At 40.6% G+C, this 22,188-nt stretch carries 18 protein-coding genes; 9 read left to right on the top strand and 9 right to left on the bottom strand.

Annotation, left to right across the window (positions count from 1 at the left end; genetic code table 11):
• Positions 1–43 precede the first annotated feature (43 nt).
• Positions 44–346, bottom strand: a complete 303-nt coding sequence (locus tag VXS03_RS17510; protein WP_327765165.1) for a YebG family protein — start codon at positions 344–346, stop codon at positions 44–46.
• 82 nt (positions 347–428) lie between these two features.
• On the opposite strand from VXS03_RS17510, the gene VXS03_RS17505 reads away from it, so the two are divergent.
• A complete protein-coding gene (locus VXS03_RS17505; RefSeq protein ID WP_327765164.1) occupies positions 429–1,115 on the top strand; it encodes a DNA-3-methyladenine glycosylase I in 687 nt (228 codons plus the stop codon).
• Here VXS03_RS17505 and VXS03_RS17500 read toward each other — a convergent pair.
• A complete protein-coding gene (locus VXS03_RS17500) occupies positions 1,112–1,999 on the bottom strand; it encodes a LysR substrate-binding domain-containing protein (protein ID WP_327765174.1) in 888 nt (295 codons plus the stop codon). The genes VXS03_RS17505 and VXS03_RS17500 overlap by 4 nt on opposite strands.
• 164 nt (positions 2,000–2,163) lie before the next feature.
• Here VXS03_RS17500 and VXS03_RS17495 point away from each other — a divergent pair, with 164 nt between their 5' ends.
• The 4 genes from VXS03_RS17495 to recD all read left to right on the top strand — a co-directional run bounded on the left by VXS03_RS17495 (position 2,164) and on the right by recD (position 12,788).
• A complete protein-coding gene (locus VXS03_RS17495) occupies positions 2,164–3,156 on the top strand; it encodes a TDT family transporter (protein ID WP_327765163.1) in 993 nt (330 codons plus the stop codon).
• 214 nt (positions 3,157–3,370) lie between these two features.
• Positions 3,371–6,832, top strand: coding sequence for an exodeoxyribonuclease V subunit gamma (gene recC, locus VXS03_RS17490; RefSeq protein ID WP_327765162.1), 3,462 nt, complete (start codon positions 3,371–3,373; stop codon positions 6,830–6,832).
• A 285-nt stretch (positions 6,833–7,117) separates the two neighbouring features.
• The gene (gene recB, locus VXS03_RS17485; RefSeq protein ID WP_327765161.1) at positions 7,118–10,720 is read left to right on the top strand and encodes an exodeoxyribonuclease V subunit beta; all 3,603 of its coding nucleotides are present in this window, start codon (positions 7,118–7,120) and stop codon (positions 10,718–10,720) included.
• Positions 10,713–12,788 carry an exodeoxyribonuclease V subunit alpha gene (recD, locus tag VXS03_RS17480; protein ID WP_327765160.1) on the top strand — a complete coding sequence of 692 codons (2,076 nt, stop codon included), beginning with the start codon at positions 10,713–10,715 and terminating at the stop codon, positions 12,786–12,788. Before recB ends, recD begins: the two co-directional genes overlap by 8 nt.
• A 67-nt stretch (positions 12,789–12,855) precedes the next feature.
• Here the strand turns inward: recD and VXS03_RS17475 are convergent, their stop codons facing one another.
• From VXS03_RS17475 to argA, 5 genes are all read right to left on the bottom strand, one after another.
• Positions 12,856–13,407 carry a disulfide bond formation protein B gene (locus VXS03_RS17475; RefSeq protein WP_327765159.1) on the bottom strand — a complete coding sequence of 184 codons (552 nt, stop codon included), beginning with the start codon at positions 13,405–13,407 and terminating at the stop codon, positions 12,856–12,858.
• A gap of 7 nt (positions 13,408–13,414) precedes the next feature.
• Positions 13,415–13,573: a DUF5993 family protein gene (locus tag VXS03_RS20330; RefSeq protein ID WP_442957462.1), complete on the bottom strand. Its 159-nt coding sequence runs from the start codon at positions 13,571–13,573 to the stop codon at positions 13,415–13,417.
• Positions 13,574–13,734: 161 nt separating this feature from the next.
• Positions 13,735–14,274 (bottom strand): disulfide bond formation protein B, encoded by a 540-nt coding sequence (locus tag VXS03_RS17470; protein ID WP_327765158.1) that lies wholly within the window; start codon positions 14,272–14,274, stop codon positions 13,735–13,737.
• Positions 14,275–14,283: 9 nt separating this feature from the next.
• A complete protein-coding gene (locus VXS03_RS17465; protein ID WP_162841611.1) occupies positions 14,284–14,439 on the bottom strand; it encodes a DUF5993 family protein in 156 nt (51 codons plus the stop codon).
• 126 nt (positions 14,440–14,565) lie between these two features.
• On the bottom strand, positions 14,566–15,894 hold the full coding sequence (gene argA / locus VXS03_RS17460; RefSeq protein WP_442957461.1) for an amino-acid N-acetyltransferase: 1,329 nt from the start codon (positions 15,892–15,894) through the stop codon (positions 14,566–14,568).
• A 496-nt stretch (positions 15,895–16,390) separates the two neighbouring features.
• Here argA and mltA point away from each other — a divergent pair, with 496 nt between their 5' ends.
• Both mltA and tcdA read left to right on the top strand, forming a co-directional pair.
• Positions 16,391–17,524: a murein transglycosylase A gene (gene mltA, locus VXS03_RS17455; protein ID WP_327765157.1), complete on the top strand. Its 1,134-nt coding sequence runs from the start codon at positions 16,391–16,393 to the stop codon at positions 17,522–17,524.
• Positions 17,525–17,641: 117 nt separating this feature from the next.
• A complete protein-coding gene (gene tcdA / locus VXS03_RS17450; protein ID WP_327765156.1) occupies positions 17,642–18,451 on the top strand; it encodes a tRNA cyclic N6-threonylcarbamoyladenosine(37) synthase TcdA in 810 nt (269 codons plus the stop codon).
• Positions 18,452–18,544: 93 nt separating this feature from the next.
• Here the strand turns inward: tcdA and csdE are convergent, their stop codons facing one another.
• Both csdE and csdA read right to left on the bottom strand, forming a co-directional pair.
• On the bottom strand, positions 18,545–18,982 hold the full coding sequence (gene csdE / locus VXS03_RS17445; RefSeq protein WP_327765155.1) for a cysteine desulfurase sulfur acceptor subunit CsdE: 438 nt from the start codon (positions 18,980–18,982) through the stop codon (positions 18,545–18,547).
• 20 nt (positions 18,983–19,002) lie between these two features.
• Positions 19,003–20,223 carry a cysteine desulfurase CsdA gene (gene csdA / locus VXS03_RS17440; RefSeq protein ID WP_327765154.1) on the bottom strand — a complete coding sequence of 407 codons (1,221 nt, stop codon included), beginning with the start codon at positions 20,221–20,223 and terminating at the stop codon, positions 19,003–19,005.
• 365 nt (positions 20,224–20,588) lie between these two features.
• Here csdA and VXS03_RS17435 point away from each other — a divergent pair, with 365 nt between their 5' ends.
• Together VXS03_RS17435 and VXS03_RS17430 are read left to right on the top strand one after the other, a co-directional pair.
• Positions 20,589–21,509, top strand: a complete 921-nt coding sequence (locus VXS03_RS17435; RefSeq protein WP_327765153.1) for a transcriptional regulator GcvA — start codon at positions 20,589–20,591, stop codon at positions 21,507–21,509.
• Positions 21,490–22,170, top strand: coding sequence for an alpha/beta fold hydrolase (locus VXS03_RS17430; RefSeq protein WP_327765152.1), 681 nt, complete (start codon positions 21,490–21,492; stop codon positions 22,168–22,170). Before VXS03_RS17435 ends, VXS03_RS17430 begins: the two co-directional genes overlap by 20 nt.
• Positions 22,171–22,188: the final 18 nt, after the last annotated feature.

Below are 22,188 nucleotides of genomic sequence, written 5' to 3'. Positions count from 1 at the left end.
CTCCATTAGGAGGCTTTCGACGACAAACTGAATAATATAAAAATTATGCGGCGTCTTGCTGCTGCTCATCGGCAACAACTTCAGGTTTTATTACTTTTGCTTTTGGTGCTGGTTTGGCTTTTTTTGCGCCTAAAGCAACTAAAACTTGTTCACGCTTTTGCGCTAAGAACATCGACAGTTCTTCTTGCTTTGCTTCATCTTCAAATAAGTCACTTTCACTTAATAAAGCAAACATATCATCCGCCATATCAAGCATTTTGTCATATGCGTCGGCTTCGGATTTAGAGGTAAAAGTCATCTTTTCTTCCCCGTTGCGCTCTACTACATATTTGACGATAACTGCCATGGTCATCCTCTCCTAAAATTTATTTACTGGTCGCTTATACAGTAGTATGGTGAGTGAGTCTAGTGCTAAGCGTGTGAATGTGATGACTCGAGAAAAATTTAACCAAATTTATCATCGTGCTGCTGAAAGAAAGGGCGGTGAATCAAATTTAGAAAATTTACTAACAACGCCATTGAATAATGAGCAATTAAAATTAATTCCTGATCACCGTTGGTTAGCTGAATTTACGCAAAAAGTGTTTCAGTGTGGTATTCGCTGGCAAGTCGTACGTAATAAGTGGCCAGCCTTTGAGCAAGCATTTTTTGAGTTTGATATTGAAAAAATGGGTTTGATGCCAACTGAAATGTGGGAGCGAAAAGCCCAAGATACTTCTATTATTCGAGATTTGAAGAAGGTGATGTCGATTCCAGAAAATGCGAATATGATCCATAGAGTGGCATTAGAATATGGTTCATTTTCAACCATGGTTGCAGAGTGGCCTGAACAAGATATTGTTGGGTTGTGGCTATATCTTAAAAAGCATGGTTGCCGTTTAGGCGGTAAAACAGGCGCTTATAGTTTGCGCGGGCTAGGTAAAGATACGTTTTTATTTACTCAAGATGTGGAAGCTTATTTACGTCATACAGATATTATTGATGGTGGTCGTGATACGTTAAAATCGTTACGCGCAGCGCAGAATGCATTTAATCATTGGCAACAACAATCGGGCCGATCAATAACTCAAATCAGCCAGATTATTGCTTTTAGTATGGGTGATAATCGCGCTTAATCAAATTGCCACTGTTGGCTAAATGTCAAAAATAACTTTAATAATGGGCTTTGATATTTTTCTTGATGATACAATAGCCAATACTGACGGTTCATATCAAGAGGAACCGTTAGTATAGCAACACGTTGTTCTTCAACCGCATGCGTTATCGCTCGTTGAGAAATACAAGTAATCCCTAAATCAGCACTGACGCAATTGATGATAGCTTCCGTTGTATTTAACTCAAATGACGTTGTCCACTTATCTAATCGTGGTGAAATACGATTAAGAAAGAATTCACGTGTGCCAGATCCTATCTCTCTTAATACCCATTCTGAATTTTCAAGATCTGACAGTTGTAAATTTTCAATTTGAGTTAACGGATGGTGTGGATGACAGGCAATCACCATTTGATCACTGAGCCAGGGCTGAACAACAAGATCTGAGTGTTGTACTTTGCCTTCAACTAAACCCACATCCAATTCAAATTCTGTTAGTTTATGGCAGATTTGAGCGGTATTTGAGATAAATAATGTTTGATCTCGATGTTGGGTTTCAAGTCTAAAGTCGCGTAATAAAAAAGGGGTTACTTGATTGCCTACGGTATCACTTGAACCGACTTTTAATTGACCAGTTAATGGGCCTGCTTGATCAAATAAATTTTCAATCGCATTTGAACGGGCTAAAAGTTCATCAGCAAGAGGCAATAGTCGTTTTCCTTGTTCATTGATTATTAAGCGATTATTGTTGCGATCAAACAGTTTGTGATCCAATTGTTTTTCGAGTTCAGAGAGCGCCATACTCACAGCTGGCTTTGATAGAAATAATTTTTCTGCGGCGGCGGTAATTGTTTTTTCTTGCGCTACGGTTACAAAAACTTTGAGCTGTTTTAACGCTATATTCATCATTACCTCATTAAAAATACAAGCTGAATCTCGCTCGTCTTTTGGTTAAAGTAATCTTAACACCATTTTAAATATATTCAATTATTATAAACAAAGGTAAACAGGTATACTGCAAGCAACAAAACAATAATTCGCTATTGCTATCATTCAAGCGGAGTAAAAATATGATTGCAGCAACAAAAAGAAAATTAGCTGGCGCACCGACACCTATGGCTGGATTAGCATTAGGTATTGGCAGTATTTTTTGGTGTTGGGAAAATGGTGCCCAACTTCATGGTTATGGACAGATTACCGGTGCGGTGATTGCCGCAGGGATGCTACTCATTTTAATGGCTAAATTTTTAGTGCATCCAAAACTATTGTGGAGTGATTTATCTCATCATGTTGTTGGTAGTGTCGTACCCACATTTGCGATGGCATTAATGGTGGTATCAAAAGCCGTGAGTGTTTATGGCTCGATCACTGTCGGTGTATATATCTGGCTATTTGCGGTTGGACTACATGTTATTTTCTTAGCATTATTCCTTTTCCACCGTGCGCGTGATTTCCATTTACATCATATGGTACCGAGTTGGTTCGTGCCGCCGATTGGTATTATTGTTGCTGATGTGTCATTTCCAGGAGTGGCAGCATTACATCCCCTTGCCTATGTATTATTGATGTTTGGTATGCTTGCTTATGCTGTGATGTTACCGATGATGATTTATCGGTTTATGTTCCGCGATGAAGTGCCTGATGGTGCTAAACCGACCATTGCGATTATGGCTGCGCCTGCAAGTCTATCTTTGGCGGGTTACCTGACTATTACCGCAACACCGTCACCTGTGATTGTTGCGTTGTTAGGGGGAATTGCGGTGTTAATGACAGCGGTTATCTACTTAGCCTTTTTCAGATTATTACGCTTAGAGTTTAGCCCAGGTTATGCGGCCTTTACTTTCCCGATGGCGATTGGTGCGACAGCTTTATTTAAAACCGCGGCTTGGATGAAGAACTATGGCTTTGATGCTCACTATGTCGCTCAAGTTCATGGTTTAGCAACAATTGAATTATATGTTGCCAGTATCATTATTGGTTATGTAGCCATTCGCTATTTAGCTTTTTATCGACCGGTGAGTCGATTATTCCAACGCAGTGAAATCTGTCCACACAACATTTGATAGCAATGGTGCAATAATTTCACGAGTGTCTTGTTGTACCCATAAATGTTGAGTGTGTTGCCCAGTCAATTTGGCTGGGCTTTTTTATTGGTATTTATACAACGTATTGATATTAATTGTGGTGCTTTTGGGTGTTTTTAAGCTGTATTTATTTACAGTATCTCAGTGATGGTAGACAATTTGATTATCTATTTTTCTGCTGTGGAATATCTGCGTGTTCACTGTCTATCATTCAAATCAGCTTGATCTGCTTAAATCATTATTAGTTGAGTTGATCCGCTTACAGCCGTTGGCTAATCCGTTTGAAAAAGAGCAAATTCTGGTGCAAAGTCCAGGTATGTCGCAATGGCTAAAAATGGAATTAGCGACATCATTTGGAGTGGCGGCAAATATAGAATTTCCATTACCTGCGACCTTTATTTGGAAAATGTTTACTCAAGTTTTGGCTGATGTGCCTGAGCGAAGTGCATTTAATAAAGAAGCGATGACATGGAAATTAATGCAGGTATTACCTCAACAGTTTGATCAACCTGAATTTGAACCACTACAGCGCTATTTAGAAAACGATAATGACTCGCTGAAGTGTTATCAACTGTCTGAAAAAATAGCCGATATTTTTGACCAATATTTAGTGTATCGCCCAGAATGGATCCAGCAATGGGAGGCGGGCGAAACCGTCGCAGAGCTTAATGATGAGCATCCGTGGCAACCGATCTTATGGCAAGCGCTTTACGATCAAACTTTAGCCTTAGCACAATCACCGTATCATCGTGCTAATTTGTACGATCACTTTATTGAAACGCTGAACAATTATTCTGGTAATGAAGGTAAGGCGGCGTTACTGGCTGCTGGATTACCACAACGATTGTTTGTGTTTGGTATTTCTTCATTACCGCCACGTTATTTAGATGCCTTGGCCGCGATTGGTGAGCATATTGATGTTCATTTAATGTTTACTAACCCGTGTAAATATTATTGGGGTGATATTCGCGATCGAAAACATCTGGCACGTTTAGCGGCGAGACAGCGAGTACAGCTACAAAATCTCGCCACTACTGATGATGTTGAAGCGTTACTATCGGTACTAAAAGACAACGATCAAAATAATTATGACGATGACATGCATAATGATGTTGTTGGTAATAGCTTATTAGCATCAATGGGGAAACTTGGTCGGGATAATATTTATTTGCTATCAGCCATGGAAGTCAATGAAGTCGATGCGGGTTTTGTTGATATTGAAGCAGATACGTTATTACATGCTATTCAAGCAGATATTTTAAACCTTCAAGATCGTCAAGACGATACTCAACTTGATTCTAGTGAGCATAAATTTCCTATTACATCTGATGATCAGTCGATCACTATTCACGCTTGTCATAGTCCGATGCGGGAAGTGGAAGTACTGCATGATAAATTGCTGGCGATGTTTGAAGCGAATCCAACGCTAAAACCGCGTGATGTGATTGTGATGGTGGCTGATATCAATGCTTACAGTGCCGCAATTCAGTCCGTTTTTGGTAATGCGCCGGGTAATCGTTATATTCCTTTCTCTATTTCTGACCGTACAGCTGAGCAAGAAAATCCGATTTTATTGGCATTTTTGCGTTTACTCACCTTGCCTGAAAGTCGCTGTCATGCCTCTGAGTTATTGGAGTTGCTAGAAGTACCTGCGGTGATGGAAAAGTTTGGTTTTGATAGCATTAGTTTTGAAAAAATCAAACAATGGATTGAAGAAGCGGGTGTTCGATGGGGACTTGATCAACACACTGCCAGTCAATTTGATTTACCTGAACAGCTGCAAAATACATGGCTATTTGGTATTCAGCGAATGCTGTTAGGTTATGCAATGCCACATGATACTGGGCTGTTTGCAGGGATCTCTGCTTATGAGCAGGTACAAGGGTTAAATGCCGAACTTGCTGGGCAATTAGCCGGGTTTATTGATAGCTTAATTGAATACCGCAGTGCGTTAGCGCAATCACAAACGGTTCATCAATGGGCGGAGTTATTACATCAGTTATTGGATGATTTCTTTGCGGTTGAGCTAGAAGGTGAGTTAATTTTAAAATCGATTCGCGATAACTTGCAGCGGTTGCACCAACAATTACAAGATGCGGGTTATCAAGGGCTGATTACACCTGCAGTATTAACACAATATTTGCAAGATAAGCTTTCTGGTGAACGTGTTAGTCAACGATTCTTAGCCGGACAAGTTAATTTCTGTACCCTGATGCCGATGCGTTCAATTCCTTTTAATGTGGTGTGTTTATTGGGAATGAACGATGGGGCTTATCCGCGTAACATAGCCCCTGAAGGGTTTGATCTTATGAATGGTCGTACTAAGGCTGGGGATCGTTCCCGTCGAGATGATGACCGTTACTTATTCTTAGAAGCCTTGTTATCGGCTCAACAAACATTATATATCAGCTATGTTGGGCGTTCGATTCAAGATAATGCCCCTAAAGTACCGTCTGTTTTGGTTAGTGAATTGGTGGAGTATTGCCAACAAGGCTATTGCTGTGCAGGCGATCAACCGCTCGCTGTTGATATTTCTGCAAACAATATCAAACAACAGTTAGTTCAACATCATCCATTAGTACCGTTTAGTCCTAATGCATTTATTGGTGATGATGCCAGTTTTGCGGTTGAGTGGTTACCTGCGGCTAACCGTGATGGTCAGGCAAGTGCGCCATTTCAGCTTAATGCACTTGCGGCTGAACCAATGGCAGATGATCACAATATGATTTTAGATCTTGCGGAATTGCAGCGCTTTTGGCGTTTACCGGTACGCTATTTCTTTAACCGTCGTCTTAAAGTGTATTTTGAAGCGCCAATGGGGTTACTAGAAGACGATGAGCCGTTTGTGCTTAACGGTTTAGAAAGCTATGTGATTCGTGATCAGTTATTGGAATTATTATTAGATGCCAAACTGAAAAATACCGATCCTGATGTCATTTATAATCAGTTTGCAGCAGAGCAGCGTGCTGCGGGTAATTTACCTGTTGCAGCATTTGGCGATTTGGATTTAGCGGCTAGCCGCCAGGCGGTGACAAACTTAACTGAAGTGATTGAACCATTGATTCATGCGCCATTAGCAGATCAAGAAGTGGCCATTACACTGCAAGTAGCAGAGCATAAAGTTGTTTTACAAGGCTGGCTAAAAAAGCGTTATCAGTCAGGTCTTTTACGTTATCGTACTGGCAAAATTCGCCCGCAAGATCTTCTTACCGCTTGGCTTGATCATTTGTGTTTGGCTATATCGGTGCCTGAAACTCAACAGGTTACCCATATTATTGGTACAGATAAGCAGTTTGAATTACAAACGATTGAAGCGCCGCAAGCACTGGCTTATTTACAGCAATTACTTGAACTGTATTACCAAGGTTTAAATCAACCCTTAGCGTATTTTCCTAAAACTGCGATGGCTGCGATACAAGCCCATATCGGCCGTGATGGTAGTTGGAAGAGTGATGAAGAAACCGAACAGAAAGCCCTAACAAAAATGGCAGAATGCTTTAACGATGGTTACTTGTTTGCAGGAGAAGGCAGTGATAATTACATTCAGCGAGTATGGCCACAATGGAATGACGATGTGGCACAAGAAGCAAATCAATTAGCGGCATTGGTACTGCAAGCGGTAGTGGTGAACAGTAAAGAAATTAAGCCAGAATAACGCGGTAGTGAAGTAGTGTGGCCGCCAGCAAATCATTGTTAGTTGTAGGGTGTTTGCTGTGCGGCCACAGGCCCAGAGGTGACCAAGTTTCTGGCGCTGATACTAACTAACCACCGTCGTATAAACCGTGAGTAAGTTCTCACAATATAGGAACACAACAGAATATTAGGTGCCAATATTTACTTATAAGTGTTGGGTCACATAATAACGAGCTAAATTACTGAAATTGAAAACTATCAGGCTAGTGCTGTTGTTAGATATTGCAACCATGGGATGAGTGACACAATGACAACTGAAGTACTAACAAATATTCTGCAACCAATGACGTTTCCATTACATGGTACGCGCTTGATCGAAGCATCAGCAGGAACAGGTAAGACATTTACCATTGCAAGTTTGTATTTACGGTTATTATTAGCGCATGGCAGTGAGGATACTCGGCATCAACAGCAGCTGACCGTGGATCAAATTTTGGTGGTGACTTTCACGGAGGCTGCCACCGCAGAATTACGCGATCGTATTCGTGCTCGTATCCATGATGCGCGATTAGCTTTTAGTCGCGGCATTAGCCGTGATCCTGTTATTGAGCCGTTATTAAATGAATTCTCAGATCATAAATTAGCGGCAACTCTTTTATTGCAAGCAGAACGACAGATGGATGAAGCGGCGATTTATACCATCCATGGTTTTTGTCAGCGCATGCTCACTCAAAATGCGTTTGAATCGGGCAGTCGATTTAATAATGAATTTGTGACCGATGAAAGTCAGCTTAAAAACCTTGTCGTAGCGGACTATTGGCGCAGTAATTTTTATCATTTACCGCCAGCTCTGGCCCATGAAGTTCGTGATATTTGGTCATCACCCACGGCATTATTAAAAGAAATTGGCAATAGTTTAACTGGTGCACCGGTACGATTGTCAGTGGTGGCGATGACTGAATCGTTAGCGCAATTACATCAGCAAAACATTGTGCGTATTGATGAGGTAAAAGTGTTGTGGCGTCAGCATCAAGCAGATCTTGAAGCTTTAATTGCTAATTCTGGGATCAATAAACGCAGTTATACCAAAAAAAGCTTACCTAATTGGATTGAGCAAGTTAGCGCATGGGCTGCGCAACCTACCGTTGGTTATGAACTACCTGATAATTTGATTCGCTTCCATCAGCAGACATTAATTGAAAAAACCGCCAAAGGTGATGCCCCTCAGCATGAGGTTTTTAATGCTATTGCTGAACTATTAGATAATCCGGCTAATTTACGTGAACCATTATTAGCTCATGCAATTGAGCATTGTCGTCAACTATTGGCTGACGCTAAAGCGCGTAAAGGGTGGTTATCATTTGATGACTTACTGACGCAGTTAGGCGCTGCGATTGATAATGATGTCGATGATCTATTAGCCAGTAAAATTCGCGCCCAATATCCGGTGGCGATGATTGATGAATTCCAAGATACCGATCCACTGCAATACGGTATTTTTAGTGATGTTTATCGTCATCATCCTGAATGTGGCTTATTTATGATCGGTGATCCTAAACAAGCGATTTATGCCTTTCGTGGCGCCGATATTTTCACGTATATTCAAGCTCGTCGCCAAGTAACTGATCATTATACATTAGCAACTAACTGGCGCTCTACAGCCAATATGATTGCTGCGGTTAATAGCGTCTTTAAGCAGCCAGACAGTCCGTTTATTTATGATCAAGATATTGAATTCTTAGCCGTTGATCATAGCCCTAACGCGGCTCAACGTAGCTGGTGGTTAAATGGTGAACCTCAACATGCATTGACCTTTTGGTTGCAAGATAGCCCTGATGGTAAGCCAATAACGAAAGGTAATTACCAAACGACAATGGCCGCAGCAACAGCTGCACAAATTCAATATATTTTGACTCAATCACAACAGCAACAAGCGTATTTTTTAGATGGTGAGCAACAGCATGCGATTGCTGCGGGTGATATTGCGGTCTTAGTACGTACCGGTACAGAAGGGCGCTTAGTCCGCGAAGCATTATCCAAACAAGGCATTGCCAGTGTTTATTTATCTAACCGTGATAGTGTGTTTTCAACGCCAGAAGCGGCCGATATTCAACGCCTATTACAAGCAGTATTAACCCCTGAAGACGATCGTATACTACGTGCTGCGTTAGCTTCTGGACTGTTTGCTCGCACAGCACTTGAACTTGATCAACTCAATAACGATGAGAATGAATGGGAAATTGCGGTTAATAGTTTTAAACAATATCGCCAGCAGTGGCAAAAACGCGGTGTGATGCCGATGTTGCGCAGTGTGATGGCCAAAAATAAAATTGCAGAGCGCTTATTAGCCGAAGATGGCGGTGAACGTAAGTTGACAGATTTGTTGCATATTGGCGAGTTATTGCAACAGGCAAGTCAGACGCTAGACAGCGATTATGCCCTGTTGCGTTGGCTAGCTGAACATGTAGCAGAACCAAACGGTAATGCTGATGATCAAGTGATGCGGTTAGAATCAGAACGTAATTTGGTGCAGATTGTGACCATTCACAAATCAAAAGGTTTGGAATACGACTTAGTCTTTATGCCGTTTGTATGTAGTTACCGTGAAGTTGATAGCAAAGGTGAAGTTAAATATCACGATGAAGTGGATAACATCACGGTACTTGATATTGCGAAACAAGCGCCAGCAATAGAAAAAGCTGATCAAGAACGATTAGCCGAAGATCTACGTTTAATTTATGTGGCATTAACCCGTGCAGTTTATGGGTGTTATGTCGGTATGGCACCGATTCGTAATGGTCGTAGCACCAAAGAACCGACAGGGCTGCATCGCTCAGCAATGGGGCATTTAGTACAGAATGGTCAAGCTGGTGGCGTGGCTGCACTTGAATTAGCTTTAGCTAAACTTAGTGAAGCTCAAGTTGCTATTACGGTCGCTGAGCCACCACAACTTCTTGATAGCCAGTGGCAGCCTCAAGATGATATTACTCAAGCTTTGGTAAAACGTCCGTTTTCAACCTCACTTGAACGTAATTGGTGGATGACCAGTTACTCTAATTTAGTCAAACAAGGCCATCAAACCGCCCATGATAGTAGCTTAGATTTGCCTGGTTTTGATATTGATTCAGTACAAAATGTCACCGAAGAGAGTGATGATGGCGAGTTAGAATTAGAGCCGCAATATTCTATTTATACTTTTCCGCGTGGTGCGCGCCCTGGTACTTTTTTACATACTGTGTTTGAAGAAATTGACTTTACTGCTGCGGTTGATTGTCCTGAAACCGTCGCGAAACTAACCGAATTACTGCAACTAGAAAATTATGAATTAGCGTGGCTACCTGTGTTGCAGCAGTTAATTCAGGATGTATTAACTTGTGCGCTTGATGGTGATACGTTGCGGTTAGCGGATAAAAGCGCATCACAACGATTAACGGAAATGGAATTTTTATTGCCGATTGAGATTCTACAATCAGTGGCACTTAATAAGATCATTGCAAAACATGATCCGCTATCAGCTAAAGCTGGTGAGTTAGGCTTTGCAACCGTGAGTGGAATGCTAAAAGGCTTTATTGATTTGGTGTTTGAGCATCAAGGTAAATATTATGTTTTAGACTGGAAATCAAATTATCTTGGTGATGATCCGCAAGTGTATCGTGGTGAGCAACTACAAACTGCGATGCGTGAGCACCGCTATGATTTGCAATATCAAATCTATGCATTGGCATTGCAGCGTTTTTTACGTAGTCGTATACCGAATTACAGTTATGAGACCCATTTTGGTGGCGTGTATTATTTATTTTTACGCGGTATTCAAGCAGGAAGTGACAGTGGTATTTTTTATGCGCGCCCAAGTGAACAGTTACTTGATGAATTGGATTTATTGATGAAAGGAGCGCTACCACATGCTTAAGCGTTTACAAAAGCTCACTCAACAAGGTGGATTACGGCAGCTTGATTATCAATTTGCTAAATTTGTGGCGTTACATAGTCCGCAATCGCAACAAGATCTGGCGGCATTGATGGCTGCATTAGTCAGTTACGAATTAGGTAAAGGCCATGTGTGTGTTCAGCTTGAACAGGTGCGCTCACAGCATTTATTTGGTTTACCAACTCGATTATCAGTAGCGTTAATTGATGGATTGCCCGATCCAAGTCAATGGGCACAATTATTAGTGCAATTTGATGTTGTTGCCAATGTGCAATCACAAGGCTTACAAGCAAGCCCATTAGTTTTTGAACATGGACGTTTATACCTTAATCGTTATTGGCAATTTGAACAAACCGTAGCAAAACGAATTGTGGAAATGGCGACTAATCAAGGTCAAGTTAGCGATAATACACAGTGGCAAGGGCAACAACTGAGCCTGATGCATCAAGCGTTAAATGATTTATTTCAGCCAAGTTATGGTCATCTGTTTCATGCACTGCAAGGTGTTGTTGAGCCTAAGCAACGTCAGCAAATAACCTGTGATTCTTTGAATATTGTAAAACCACAGCAACTTGATTGGACGGTGATTGATAGCATCTTACAACATGCGCTGCAAATTACAGATTTGCAGCCCTTAGATACTTTGGTGCCAGCGAATACGTGCTTAAATTGGCAAAAAGTGGCCGCTGCAATGGCACTAACACGTCAGTTTGCGGTGATATCAGGCGGTCCTGGTACGGGTAAAACCACCACTGTAGCTAAATTATTAGCAGCATTAGTCATGCAAGCTAATGGTGAACATAAACCAAATATTATGCTGGTGGCACCGACAGGTAAAGCCGCTGCTCGATTAACTGAATCGATTGGTTCGGCGATTAAATCATTGGCGGTGCCACAGCAAATTAAAGATTTGATTCCGACTCAATCAAGCACATTACACCGTTTATTGGGCTCGATTCCAAATCGGGTTGAGTTTAGGCATCATAAAGATAATCCACTTCACCTTGATGTACTGGTCGTTGATGAAGCCTCAATGGTCGATTTACCGATGATGGCGCGATTATTAGACGCGATGCCACAAGGGGCTAAATTAATTTTATTGGGGGATCGAGATCAATTAGCGTCAGTGGAAGCTGGCGCAGTGCTAGGTGATATTTGTTCTTTCTCAACTCAAGGTTACAGTGCCCAGCAAGGTCAGTTATTAAGTCAATTAACAGGGTTTGATCTGCACTCAAATAATATTGGTTTAAGTGTGGTGACAGACTGTTTGTGTATGCTACAAAAGAGTTACCGTTTCCATGCCTTATCTGGTATTGGTCAGTTAGCTAAAGCGATAAATCAAGGTAAACCAGCACTAGTAAATAAAGTTTTGCAACAAGGGTTTAAAGATATTCACCATTATCCATTAGGTAGTGAAACGTACGTTGCTATGATTAATCAAGTAGTGACGTTTTATCTTGATTATCTTGATGCAATAAAAAGCGATAAAACACCCGCTGAAGTATTAAAAGCATTTGCGAATGTCAGGTTGTTATGTGCCTTACGTGAAGGTGACTTTGGTGTGGTTGGTTTAAACCAACGGATTGAAAAAGAATTGACCCATCGAGGTCGAATTTCACCCAATGATGAAACATGGTATGTCGGTCGTCCGATTATGATCACCCGTAATGATCACGCATTAGGATTATTCAACGGTGACATTGGCATGACGATGCTTGAGCCTGAGATTGATGCCGATAGTGGGCGACGTCGATTACGGGTTTATTTTGAAATGCCTGACGGTACTATTCGCGGTATTTTACCGAGCCGTATTCCTGAACATGAAGTGGTGTATGCGATGACGATCCATAAATCACAAGGATCGGAATTTGATGATACGCTAATGGTGTTACCTGCGGAGTACACACCTATTTTAACCCGTGAGTTAATTTATACCGGTATCACCCGTGCCAAGTCGCGGTTGTACCTATACGCACCAATGGACATTATTACTAAAAGTGTGCAGGTCCGTACTGAACGTGCCAGTGGGTTAGCGCAATTATTAGTGTAATGTTATTAGCTATATTTTGAGGAACAATGCCAACATTAATGTTGGCATTGTACTTTTTAGCGTGGCGTTATTTTTTGAATTGATCTAACAACCAGTAGCTATGTGGATCGGCGGGAGTCACATGCGGTCCGGTCATAATGAAGGTCGAGATAATATTAATTAACACGACAATAATTGCGAGATAGCAGGCTAATTTACCAATATTTTTGATGCGGTAATTGGTGGTATTTTTCTCTTGCCGCCACAGACATAATAATACGGCGACACCAATAATCGTCATCACAAAAATGACAAAAGCCCATGTATAATAATGCATACCTAAAAGAGGGCTGCCATAACCTAGGTCATTGGGTAGTAAGTGAAGAGATACTTGACGTAGTGCTGCTGTTGCTCCAAACAATGCTCCAAGTAGTATTATGCCGTAATGGGGTTGTTGAGGACCCCAAAGAATATTAAGCATAAAGCCAAACATGACCATCATAAAGCCTACCCGTTGTAGCAGACATAAAGGGCATGGCAATTCATGAAAGACTAATTGAATAATTGAGCCCATCAATAGTATTGCGGTGATTCCAAGTAAGCCTAATATATTGAGTCGATTAATAAGTTGATTGTTCATAAGGCACTTAAATTGAGATTGGAAGGGTGTATACAATATGGTGCTTTAGTAAAATAACACCAGCTACGAATGTGAGTACAAACATGGCATAACTTAGTTTCTTTTTGCCTTTAAGTGCCGTTAGCATTGTTATGAATATGAGACAGAAAACAAAAATACATAGCATGAATATTTACAGCCCTTTTTTGAATAATAATACAGTTGCTGCAGTATACCTTATGCGCATTTATTGGTTGTAGGCTTATATTATGAGTAAAAATAAGATAACAAAAAACGCCAGCATGTTGAGACATAAGCTGGCGTTTGTAATTATGCGTTTATTATTCGTTAGTTAAATAACCAATAAGTAACGGGGTTATCTGGGCACTGGTAAGGACCACATTCAATAAACGTTGATGCTACGTTAACCACGACGGCAAAAATAGCCAGTAAACACACAAACTTACCAAACCCACTCATTTTATAATCGGTGTTATTCCAGTTTTTATTCCATAGTAGCTGTAATACAGCAACACCTACGATGGTAAGACAAAAGATAATAAATGCCCAAGTATAATAATGAATACCAAATATCGGACTACCAAATCCTGGTGTACCGGGAATGACGTGTAATGATACTTGGCGTAATGCCGTCGCTGCGCCAAAAAGTGCGCCGACGATTAATACACCATAGTGACGTTGCTGGGGGCCATAAATGACGTTAAGCATAAAACCAAACATCACCATCATGAAACCTAAGCGTTGTAATAAACATAGGGGGCACGGTAATTCATTGAGTACAACTTGAAGAACTGATCCCATTAGTAAAACAAAGGTGATTCCTAATAGGCCTAATGTATTGAGTAGTGCAACATTTTTATTATTCATGCATCCCCCTTAAAGTAAAATAGACAAGGGATCTGTTGCATGGTGATGGAACCAATACAGTCCCAAAACAACAGTGATAGCGAAAATAATATAACTGGCACTTTTTTTTCCAGTAAACGCGCAGAGCATTGCAACGAGTACAAGTAGAAATAATAAACTCATCATAAGTGATTATTTAACCTTTCTTTTGTATGTATAGTAGTTATTGTTGTTACATTAAGGTGACTAGCTTTAAAAATACCACACATTACTGAATAGTAAATTAACACTTTGTTACAAATTTAATGTTTATTAACTTATATTCGTTATAAGTATTTTAGAGCGACGTTGATAATTATAGAGATCTTTTTTTATAACAGGCAATTGCTCGATATCACATTCATAAAACCCTTGTTCTCTAAACCAGTGCACACTACGGGTTGTAAGAACAAATATTTTATCAATATTAGTATCACGAGCTTGTTGGCATAGTTTATTAAGTAGTAATACACCTCGATCACCATCTCTAAAGTCAGGATGAATTGCCACACAAGCCATCTCTGCCATTTTTTCATCAGGATAAGGATATAGAGCTGCACACCCGATAATGAGGTTATCAAGTTCTATGACGGTAAAAAGTGTAATCTCTCGTTCTAATTGTTCACGGGAACGACGAACTAAAATCCCTTCTGCTTCTAAGGGCTGAATGAGATCTAGAATTCCGCCAATATCATTAATATCCGCACGACGTATTTTCTCTGCATTTGACATTACAATCTGAGTACCAATTCCATCAAGCGAAAACAGCTCCTGAATAAGTGCACCGTCTTGTTTGTAGCTTAATAAATGGCTACGAGGCACGCCGGCGTGACAAGCTGTAATTGCCCCTCGAAGAAAACGTCCAGTGCCACTTTGTTGATCATCATTATTGATTAGTTGTTGCAGTACTTGTTCGGCATCATGCGGTAATAACTCTGAAATAATGTCACCGTTGTTATCAATGACACCTTGCTCTGAACAAAAGCCAATTAACTTATCTGCTCGTAGTCGAATCGCTACCTGAGTGGCAATCTCTTCGGAAGTAAGATTAAAACATTCACCGGTGACTGAACTGGCGATAGGGCCAAGTAATACAATCGATCCTTGTTCTAATTGGCTGGTTATGGCGTTGTTATTGATTCGGCGAATTTTACCACTATGACAAAAATCAATGCCGTCATCGATTCCCAGTGGCTGCGCAATAATGAAGTTGCCACTGATAACATTGATTTGAGATCCCGCCATCGGGGTATTATTGAGACCCATTGAAAAGCGAGCGGTGATATCCAGTTGAAGTTGCCCTGCGGCCTGTTTCGCTATCTCTAGACTGTGTGCATCAGTGATTCTGATCCCTTTGTGATAAGGACTATCATAATGTTGCTGTGCTAGGAGGGTGGTTATTTGTGGTCGAGCGCCATACACCATGACAATATGAATACCTAAACTGTGTAGTAATGCTATATCGTTAACTATGTTGGCAAAGTTGGGATCAGCAATTGCTTCACCACCGACCATGATCACCATGGTTTTTCCTACATGGGCATTTAAATAAGGGGCTGACTGACGAAATCCTTTTACCAAAGGGGTCTTACGTGTATTCACAAGCGATATCCATATCAATGTTTAATTTATAACCAATAAATTAAATCAATTATGGGATTTGCGCAGCATTTAAATGTGATTTAGACGAAATTAATAATAATCATTATACGTGATTAAATATTCATATTAGATAATGGCGGCTCTTATAGTTAATAGTTGATAACACTAGCGGCTGGTGTATTGCTCTAGGTGCTTTTAAAGGAGGTATCGCTACTCTATTAGTATGAAGGAAAAGCACTTTTTAGATAATAATTGCGGTGTTATTGAGCTTATGTTTGGTGTTATTAGTATATTTAATTCTTTCAATGGAACTTTTATTACTCGCTATTAGTCTTAGAACTTTTGACGACACTATGTCATTTATCTGTAGATTCTTTTAAATAATTACTTATTTTCAGATGGTGTTTGTTAGTATTGGCATCCGTTTACTGCTTTTATAAAAGTAAGCGAGCTATCACTTTTACATTTTTATAAAACTTTTATAGGCTTATCTATCGTGTTACGTAAAGCAACAGTTGCAATGATTCTTTTTAGCTTGGTGGGGTGTTCATCTCCAGAGAGTACGACAACGGAAAAACCGAGCTTAGCGACAGCTGGTAATCCGTTAGCACATCAATATTTAGGTCAGCATTTTGATCATGTGTTAAATAAAGTTTCACAAGTTGAATCAAATAAAGCGCATGATTACAGTACGTTTGCTCCACAAGCAAAAATGGTTACTTCACGTTCGCCATCAATGGCACGTAAATTTGAGCCGTTGTATAACCAAGTAGAAAATTGGGCAAAGCACAGTGGTAACCCAAGTACATTAGCTAAATATGGCATTCAGGCTGCACAAATGGGTGGGTCTAATGGTGAAGGTAATGTGATGTTTACTGGCTATTATTCGCCGGTGATTGAATTACGTCATAAACCGACCAGTGTTTTCCGTTATCCAATTTATGCAATGCCAACGTGTAAAGGCCGCTGCCCTTCACGCGAACAAATTTATAATGGTGCATTGGCGGGTAAAGGATTAGTGCTGGGTTACAGTAAATCTATGCTTGATGTATTTATGATGGAAGTACAAGGCAGTGGTTTTGTTCATTTTGAAGATAATAACCAATTACAATATTTTGGTTATGCGGGTAAAAATGGCCATCGTTATGTCAGTATTGGCCGTGTGTTAATTGACCGTGGTGAAGTGCCTAAATCAAAGATGTCACTGCAAGCAATTCAAAACTGGGTCGCTAACCATAGTGAAAGTGAAGTACGTGAACTATTAGAGCAAAATCCATCTTATGTTTTTTTCTCTCCACGTAAAACATTAGATGTTAAAGGTAGTGCGGGTATTCCATTATTAGCCAATGCAGCTGTTGCAGCTGATCGTAAATACATTCCTATGGGATCGGTATTATTAGCTGAAGTGCCACAGTTGGATGCAAAAGGTAACTGGACGGGCAAGCATGTATTACGCTTATTATTAGCACTTGATACCGGCGGTGCAGTGAAGAAGAATCACTTGGATTTATATCATGGAATGGGTGCAAAAGCGGGTACTGATGCTGGTCACTATAAGCATTTTGGTCGTGTATGGCGTTTAGGTCTGAAAGGTACAGCAACTCAAGATCCGTGGTTAATGCCAAGATAAGAGTAATAGTCAAAGAGATCGCTATGGTGATCTTTTTGCTCTGACTGGACAATTGTTTTGAGAGTGCGTATAAAAACGCACTCTTTGTTTATCCACCTCAAGCAGTGTAGAACCAGTATGCGTGAATTAGATACCCCAGCATCCGATAGTTATAACCAACGTTTTGGCGGCACTCGTCGTTTATATGGCAACAGTGAAGTAGAGATCCTTCGTGCTGCGCATGTGTGTGTGGTTGGTATTGGTGGTGTTGGCTCATGGGCAGCAGAAGCGTTAGCGCGATCTGGCGTTGGTGAGCTAACTTTAATTGATATGGATGATGTCTGTGTAACTAATATCAATCGTCAAATTCATGCGCTGACTGGGACTATTGGTCAAAGTAAAATTGAAGTAATGGCCGCGCGTATTCAATTAATTAACCCTGACTGTAAAGTTAATTTAATTGATGATTTTATTAGTCCTGACAACCAAGCACAGTATTTATCAAAAGAATTTGATTATGTATTAGATGCGATTGATAGCCTTAAAGCTAAAGCATCATTATTAGCATATTGTAAAAGTAATAAAATTAAAGTGATTACCATTGGTGGTGCTGGTGGACAAACAGATCCTACTCAAATTCAAGTCACAGATTTAACGAAAACAATTCAAGATCCATTAGCTAAAAAACTACGTGAAACATTGCGCCGTCACCATAATTTTACTAAAAACGCGAAGCGTAAATTTGGGATTGATTGTGTTTATTCAACTGAGCATTTGAAATACCCACAAGCTGATGGTTCTGTTTGTGCTGTGAAAGCGACGGCTGAAGGGCCAAAACGGATGGATTGTGCCAGTGGTTTTGGCGCTGCAACTGTTGTAACGGCAAGTTTTGGCTTTGTTGCGGTAGCACATATAATTAAGAAACTAATTGAAAAACATCGTCAATAAAGATGCTATCTAAGTAGAAGTCAAAAATAAAAAGCGGATCGATTCGATCCGCTTTTTTTGGTTTTATTAATACATATTCTTATCGGCACGGGCTTAGTGTGCAAGCTGCTTGATTTGTTCGACAATTGCTTTTAAACCATTACCACGAGAAGGGCTTAGGTGAGTAATTAAGCCTAAGTCATCAAAGTAGGTATTGATATCAAAAGCATCAATTTCTGCCGCTGTTTTACCATGATAAGCGGCTAATACTAAGGTAATTAAGCCTCGTACAATACGTGCATCTGAATCAGCGATAAAGTAATAGTGATCATCAACCACTTGATGATGTAACCACACTTGTGATTCACAACCGCTGATTTTAAGTTGATCTTGCTTATAGCTGTCATCCAATAGAGGCAGTTTTTTACCAAGCTGAATAACGTTACGATAGCGATCTTCCCACCCTGTTGCGATTTGCATTTGGGTAATAATATCAGTGGTGGTGATCTCAGAGCCAAAAGGGTGCTGAGGAAGCGTCATAGTGATGGTCATCTTATTTTCCTTGGCTGTAACTATAATAAATCACAGGCTTTATGCAATGCTGCAATAAATCGCGCTACATCTTGTTGATCATTATAAAGGGCTAATGATACTCGTAATGTTCCTGTTAAGCCTAGTGCATCTAGCATTGGATGAGCGCAATGATGGCCAGCGCGCAGGGCAATATGTTGTTGGTCGAGTAGCGTAGCGATATCTTGATGATGGACACCATCGACAACAAAAGAAAATAAGCTTGCATGAGGCTGAAGGCCAATAATACGTAGTCCGTCAATATTTTGAATGCCATCTAAAGCTTGTTGACGTAAATTAGCTATGTGCTGTTCTGCGCCTTGGCGGTCGATACTTTGCAACCAGGTAATGGCTGCTGCAAGTGCTAAGCTTCCTGCAACATTAGGTGTGCCCGCTTCAAATTTTCCTGGTAATTCCGCATAGCTCGTGCCACTAAATGAGACTTTATCGACCATTTTGCCGCCGCCATGCCACGGTGGCATCGCTTCAAGCAGTGCTTGCTTGCCATAAAGTGCTCCAATACCAGCGGGTGCATAAATTTTATGCCCTGAAAAGACATAGAAATCAGCATCAAGCGCTTGAACATCAACGCATTCATGTGCGATCCCTTGGGCGCCATCAATCACGACGATTGCACCATATTGGTGAGCTGCAGCTATCATTGATTCAATGGGATTACGAGTACCGGTAACATTAGTGATGTGTGCAACCGCAACAATTTTGGTTTTATTTGATAATAAACTTAGGTAAGCATCGGTATCTAATGTGCAATCTTGATGCATTGGGATTTTTATGACTTTAGCGCCAGTTTGCTCCGCGACCATTTGCCAAGGTACGATGTTGGCATGGTGCTCAAGTTCACTGACTAAAATTTCATCCCCAGCTTGTAAATGAGTGCGGGCATAAGTTTGTGCTATAAGGTTTAAAGCTTCGGTTGCACCACGAGTCCAGATAATTTCTTTTGGACTTGCCGCGCCAATAAAGTGCTGTACGGTTGCACGTGCTTGTTCAAAAGCCAAGGTTGCGTTGGCGGTTAAGCTATGGCTACCTCGATGGACATTGGCATTATAACCACGGTAATAATGAGTTAGCGTATCGATAACAATCGCAGGTTTTTGAGCCGTAGCTGCACTGTCTAAATAAACCGCCCGCGGTGCGACATTTGAATGTTGCAGTGCGGGAAATTGGGTTTGAATTTGTTTGATATCGAATGGTATGGTCATAGCTAGTCACATTACAGAAATTTGAATTATCGATGATGCTAATAAATGCGAGGAAGAGCAAGTGTTGCGGTGATTTTAAACCAATAAAAAAATAGCACTGCGTTGGGGCGCAGTGCTAACAATTACTTTGACGCATAAGTCAAAATACAGGAAGTAAAGAGGTAGATAACTACCTATCCGGCAGGATCCGGACAATATGCAAACACAACATCGTAATGTCAGTTCAGCGGTTAGCCAGAGGGCAAAACACAAAATGTTCATCGACATTACGGAGCGAATGATAGAGTTTATATAGCACTTAAACAATGGACAATTTATAATGTTTGAGATGAAAAAAACTAATGCATTAGAGAGCCTCGAAAACTATGTCAAGACGATTACCCCCGCTTAACTCATTGAAGGTATTTGAAGCCGCTGCTCGGCATTTGAGTTTTACACGAGCAGCAGAAGAACTGTTTGTTACTCAAGCCGCAGTTAGCCATCAAATTAAGGCTTTAGAGGAATTTTTAGGGTTAAAATTATTCCGTCGTCGCAATCGATCGCTACTATTAACAGAAGAAGGCCAAAGTTACTTTCTTGATATAAAAGATATCTTTTCATCTATTTCAGATGCAACAGATAAGGTGCTTGAAAGAGGCTCTAAAGGCGCATTAACCATTAGTTTACCTCCTAGTTTTGCTATTCAATGGTTAGTGCCAAGATTAACCGATTTTAATGAACAACATCCTGAAATTGATGTGCGAATTAAAGCCGTTGATCTTGATGAGGGATCACTGACTGATGATGTTGATGTAGCCATTTATTATGGTCGTGGTAATTGGTCGGGGTTACGCGCTGATAAACTGTATCAAGAGTTTATGATGCCAGTGTGTTCACCAATGCTATTAGTTGGAATGAAGCCATTACGCACTATTGAAGATTTAAAATTGCATACGTTGCTGCATGATACTTCTCGTAAAGAGTGGAAAAACTATGTGCGTCACTATGACGTGAAAGACGTTAACGTAAACCAAGGGCCGATATTTAGTCATTCGACCATGGTATTGCAGGCCGCGGCTCACGGCCAAGGTATTGCATTAGGCAATAACGTTTTGGCTCAACCTGAACTAGAAGCCGGAAGACTGGTGTGCCCATTTGATGAGATTCTGGTGAGTAAAAATGCGTTTTATTTTGTATGTCAGGAAAAACAAGCTGATACCGGGCGTATTCAAATTTTCCGTGATTGGATTTTAAATAAAGCCCGTAAAGAGCAAGAGGATATGCCTGATGTTATCGAAGAAGTGTGAGTATTTAACTAATGGTCCTGATGCTGAAAATGCTATAGCAACGTTTTTATTTGCTCATGGCGCTGGTGCGGGGATGGATCATGCTTTTATGACGGCTGTTGCGGCAGGCTTAGCGGCGCACAATATTCATGTCGTACGGTTTAACTTTCCGTATATGATCAAACGTGCTGAAGATGGAAAAAAGCGTCCACCCGATCGCCAACCTAAATTATTACTCGATTTTCAAACTCATATTGAGCGGTTTGATAATGGTAAGTTAGTCATTGGTGGTAAATCAATGGGAGGGCGAATGGCGAGTTTGATGGTGACTGATATTGCTGCCCAAACACCTCTCGTTAATAACTGTGCGACGAAAGTACGTGGTGTTGCTTGTCTTGGTTTTCCTTTTCATCCGCCCGCAAAGCCTGAAAATTATCGTGGCGATCATTTAGCTATGATCACGGTTCCCACTCTTATTTTACAAGGTGAACGTGATACCTTTGGGGTTCGTAGTGAAGTTGAACAATGGCCATTTTCATCGCAAGTACGTTATCAATTCTTAGCTGATGGTGATCATGTTTTTAAACCCCGTAAAGTGTCGGGGCATACTGAAGAAGAAAATATAGCTGCTGCGATTACCGCATTAGCAACTTTCATTAAGGATTGTGTCAGTGAGTCTTGAGTTAACATCGAAACAACG

The sequence above is a fragment of the Photobacterium sp. S4TG1 genome, assembly GCF_036040035.1.
GTDB lineage: Bacteria > Pseudomonadota > Gammaproteobacteria > Enterobacterales > Vibrionaceae > Photobacterium.
This window is presented reverse-complemented; position numbering and strand designations above follow the sequence as displayed.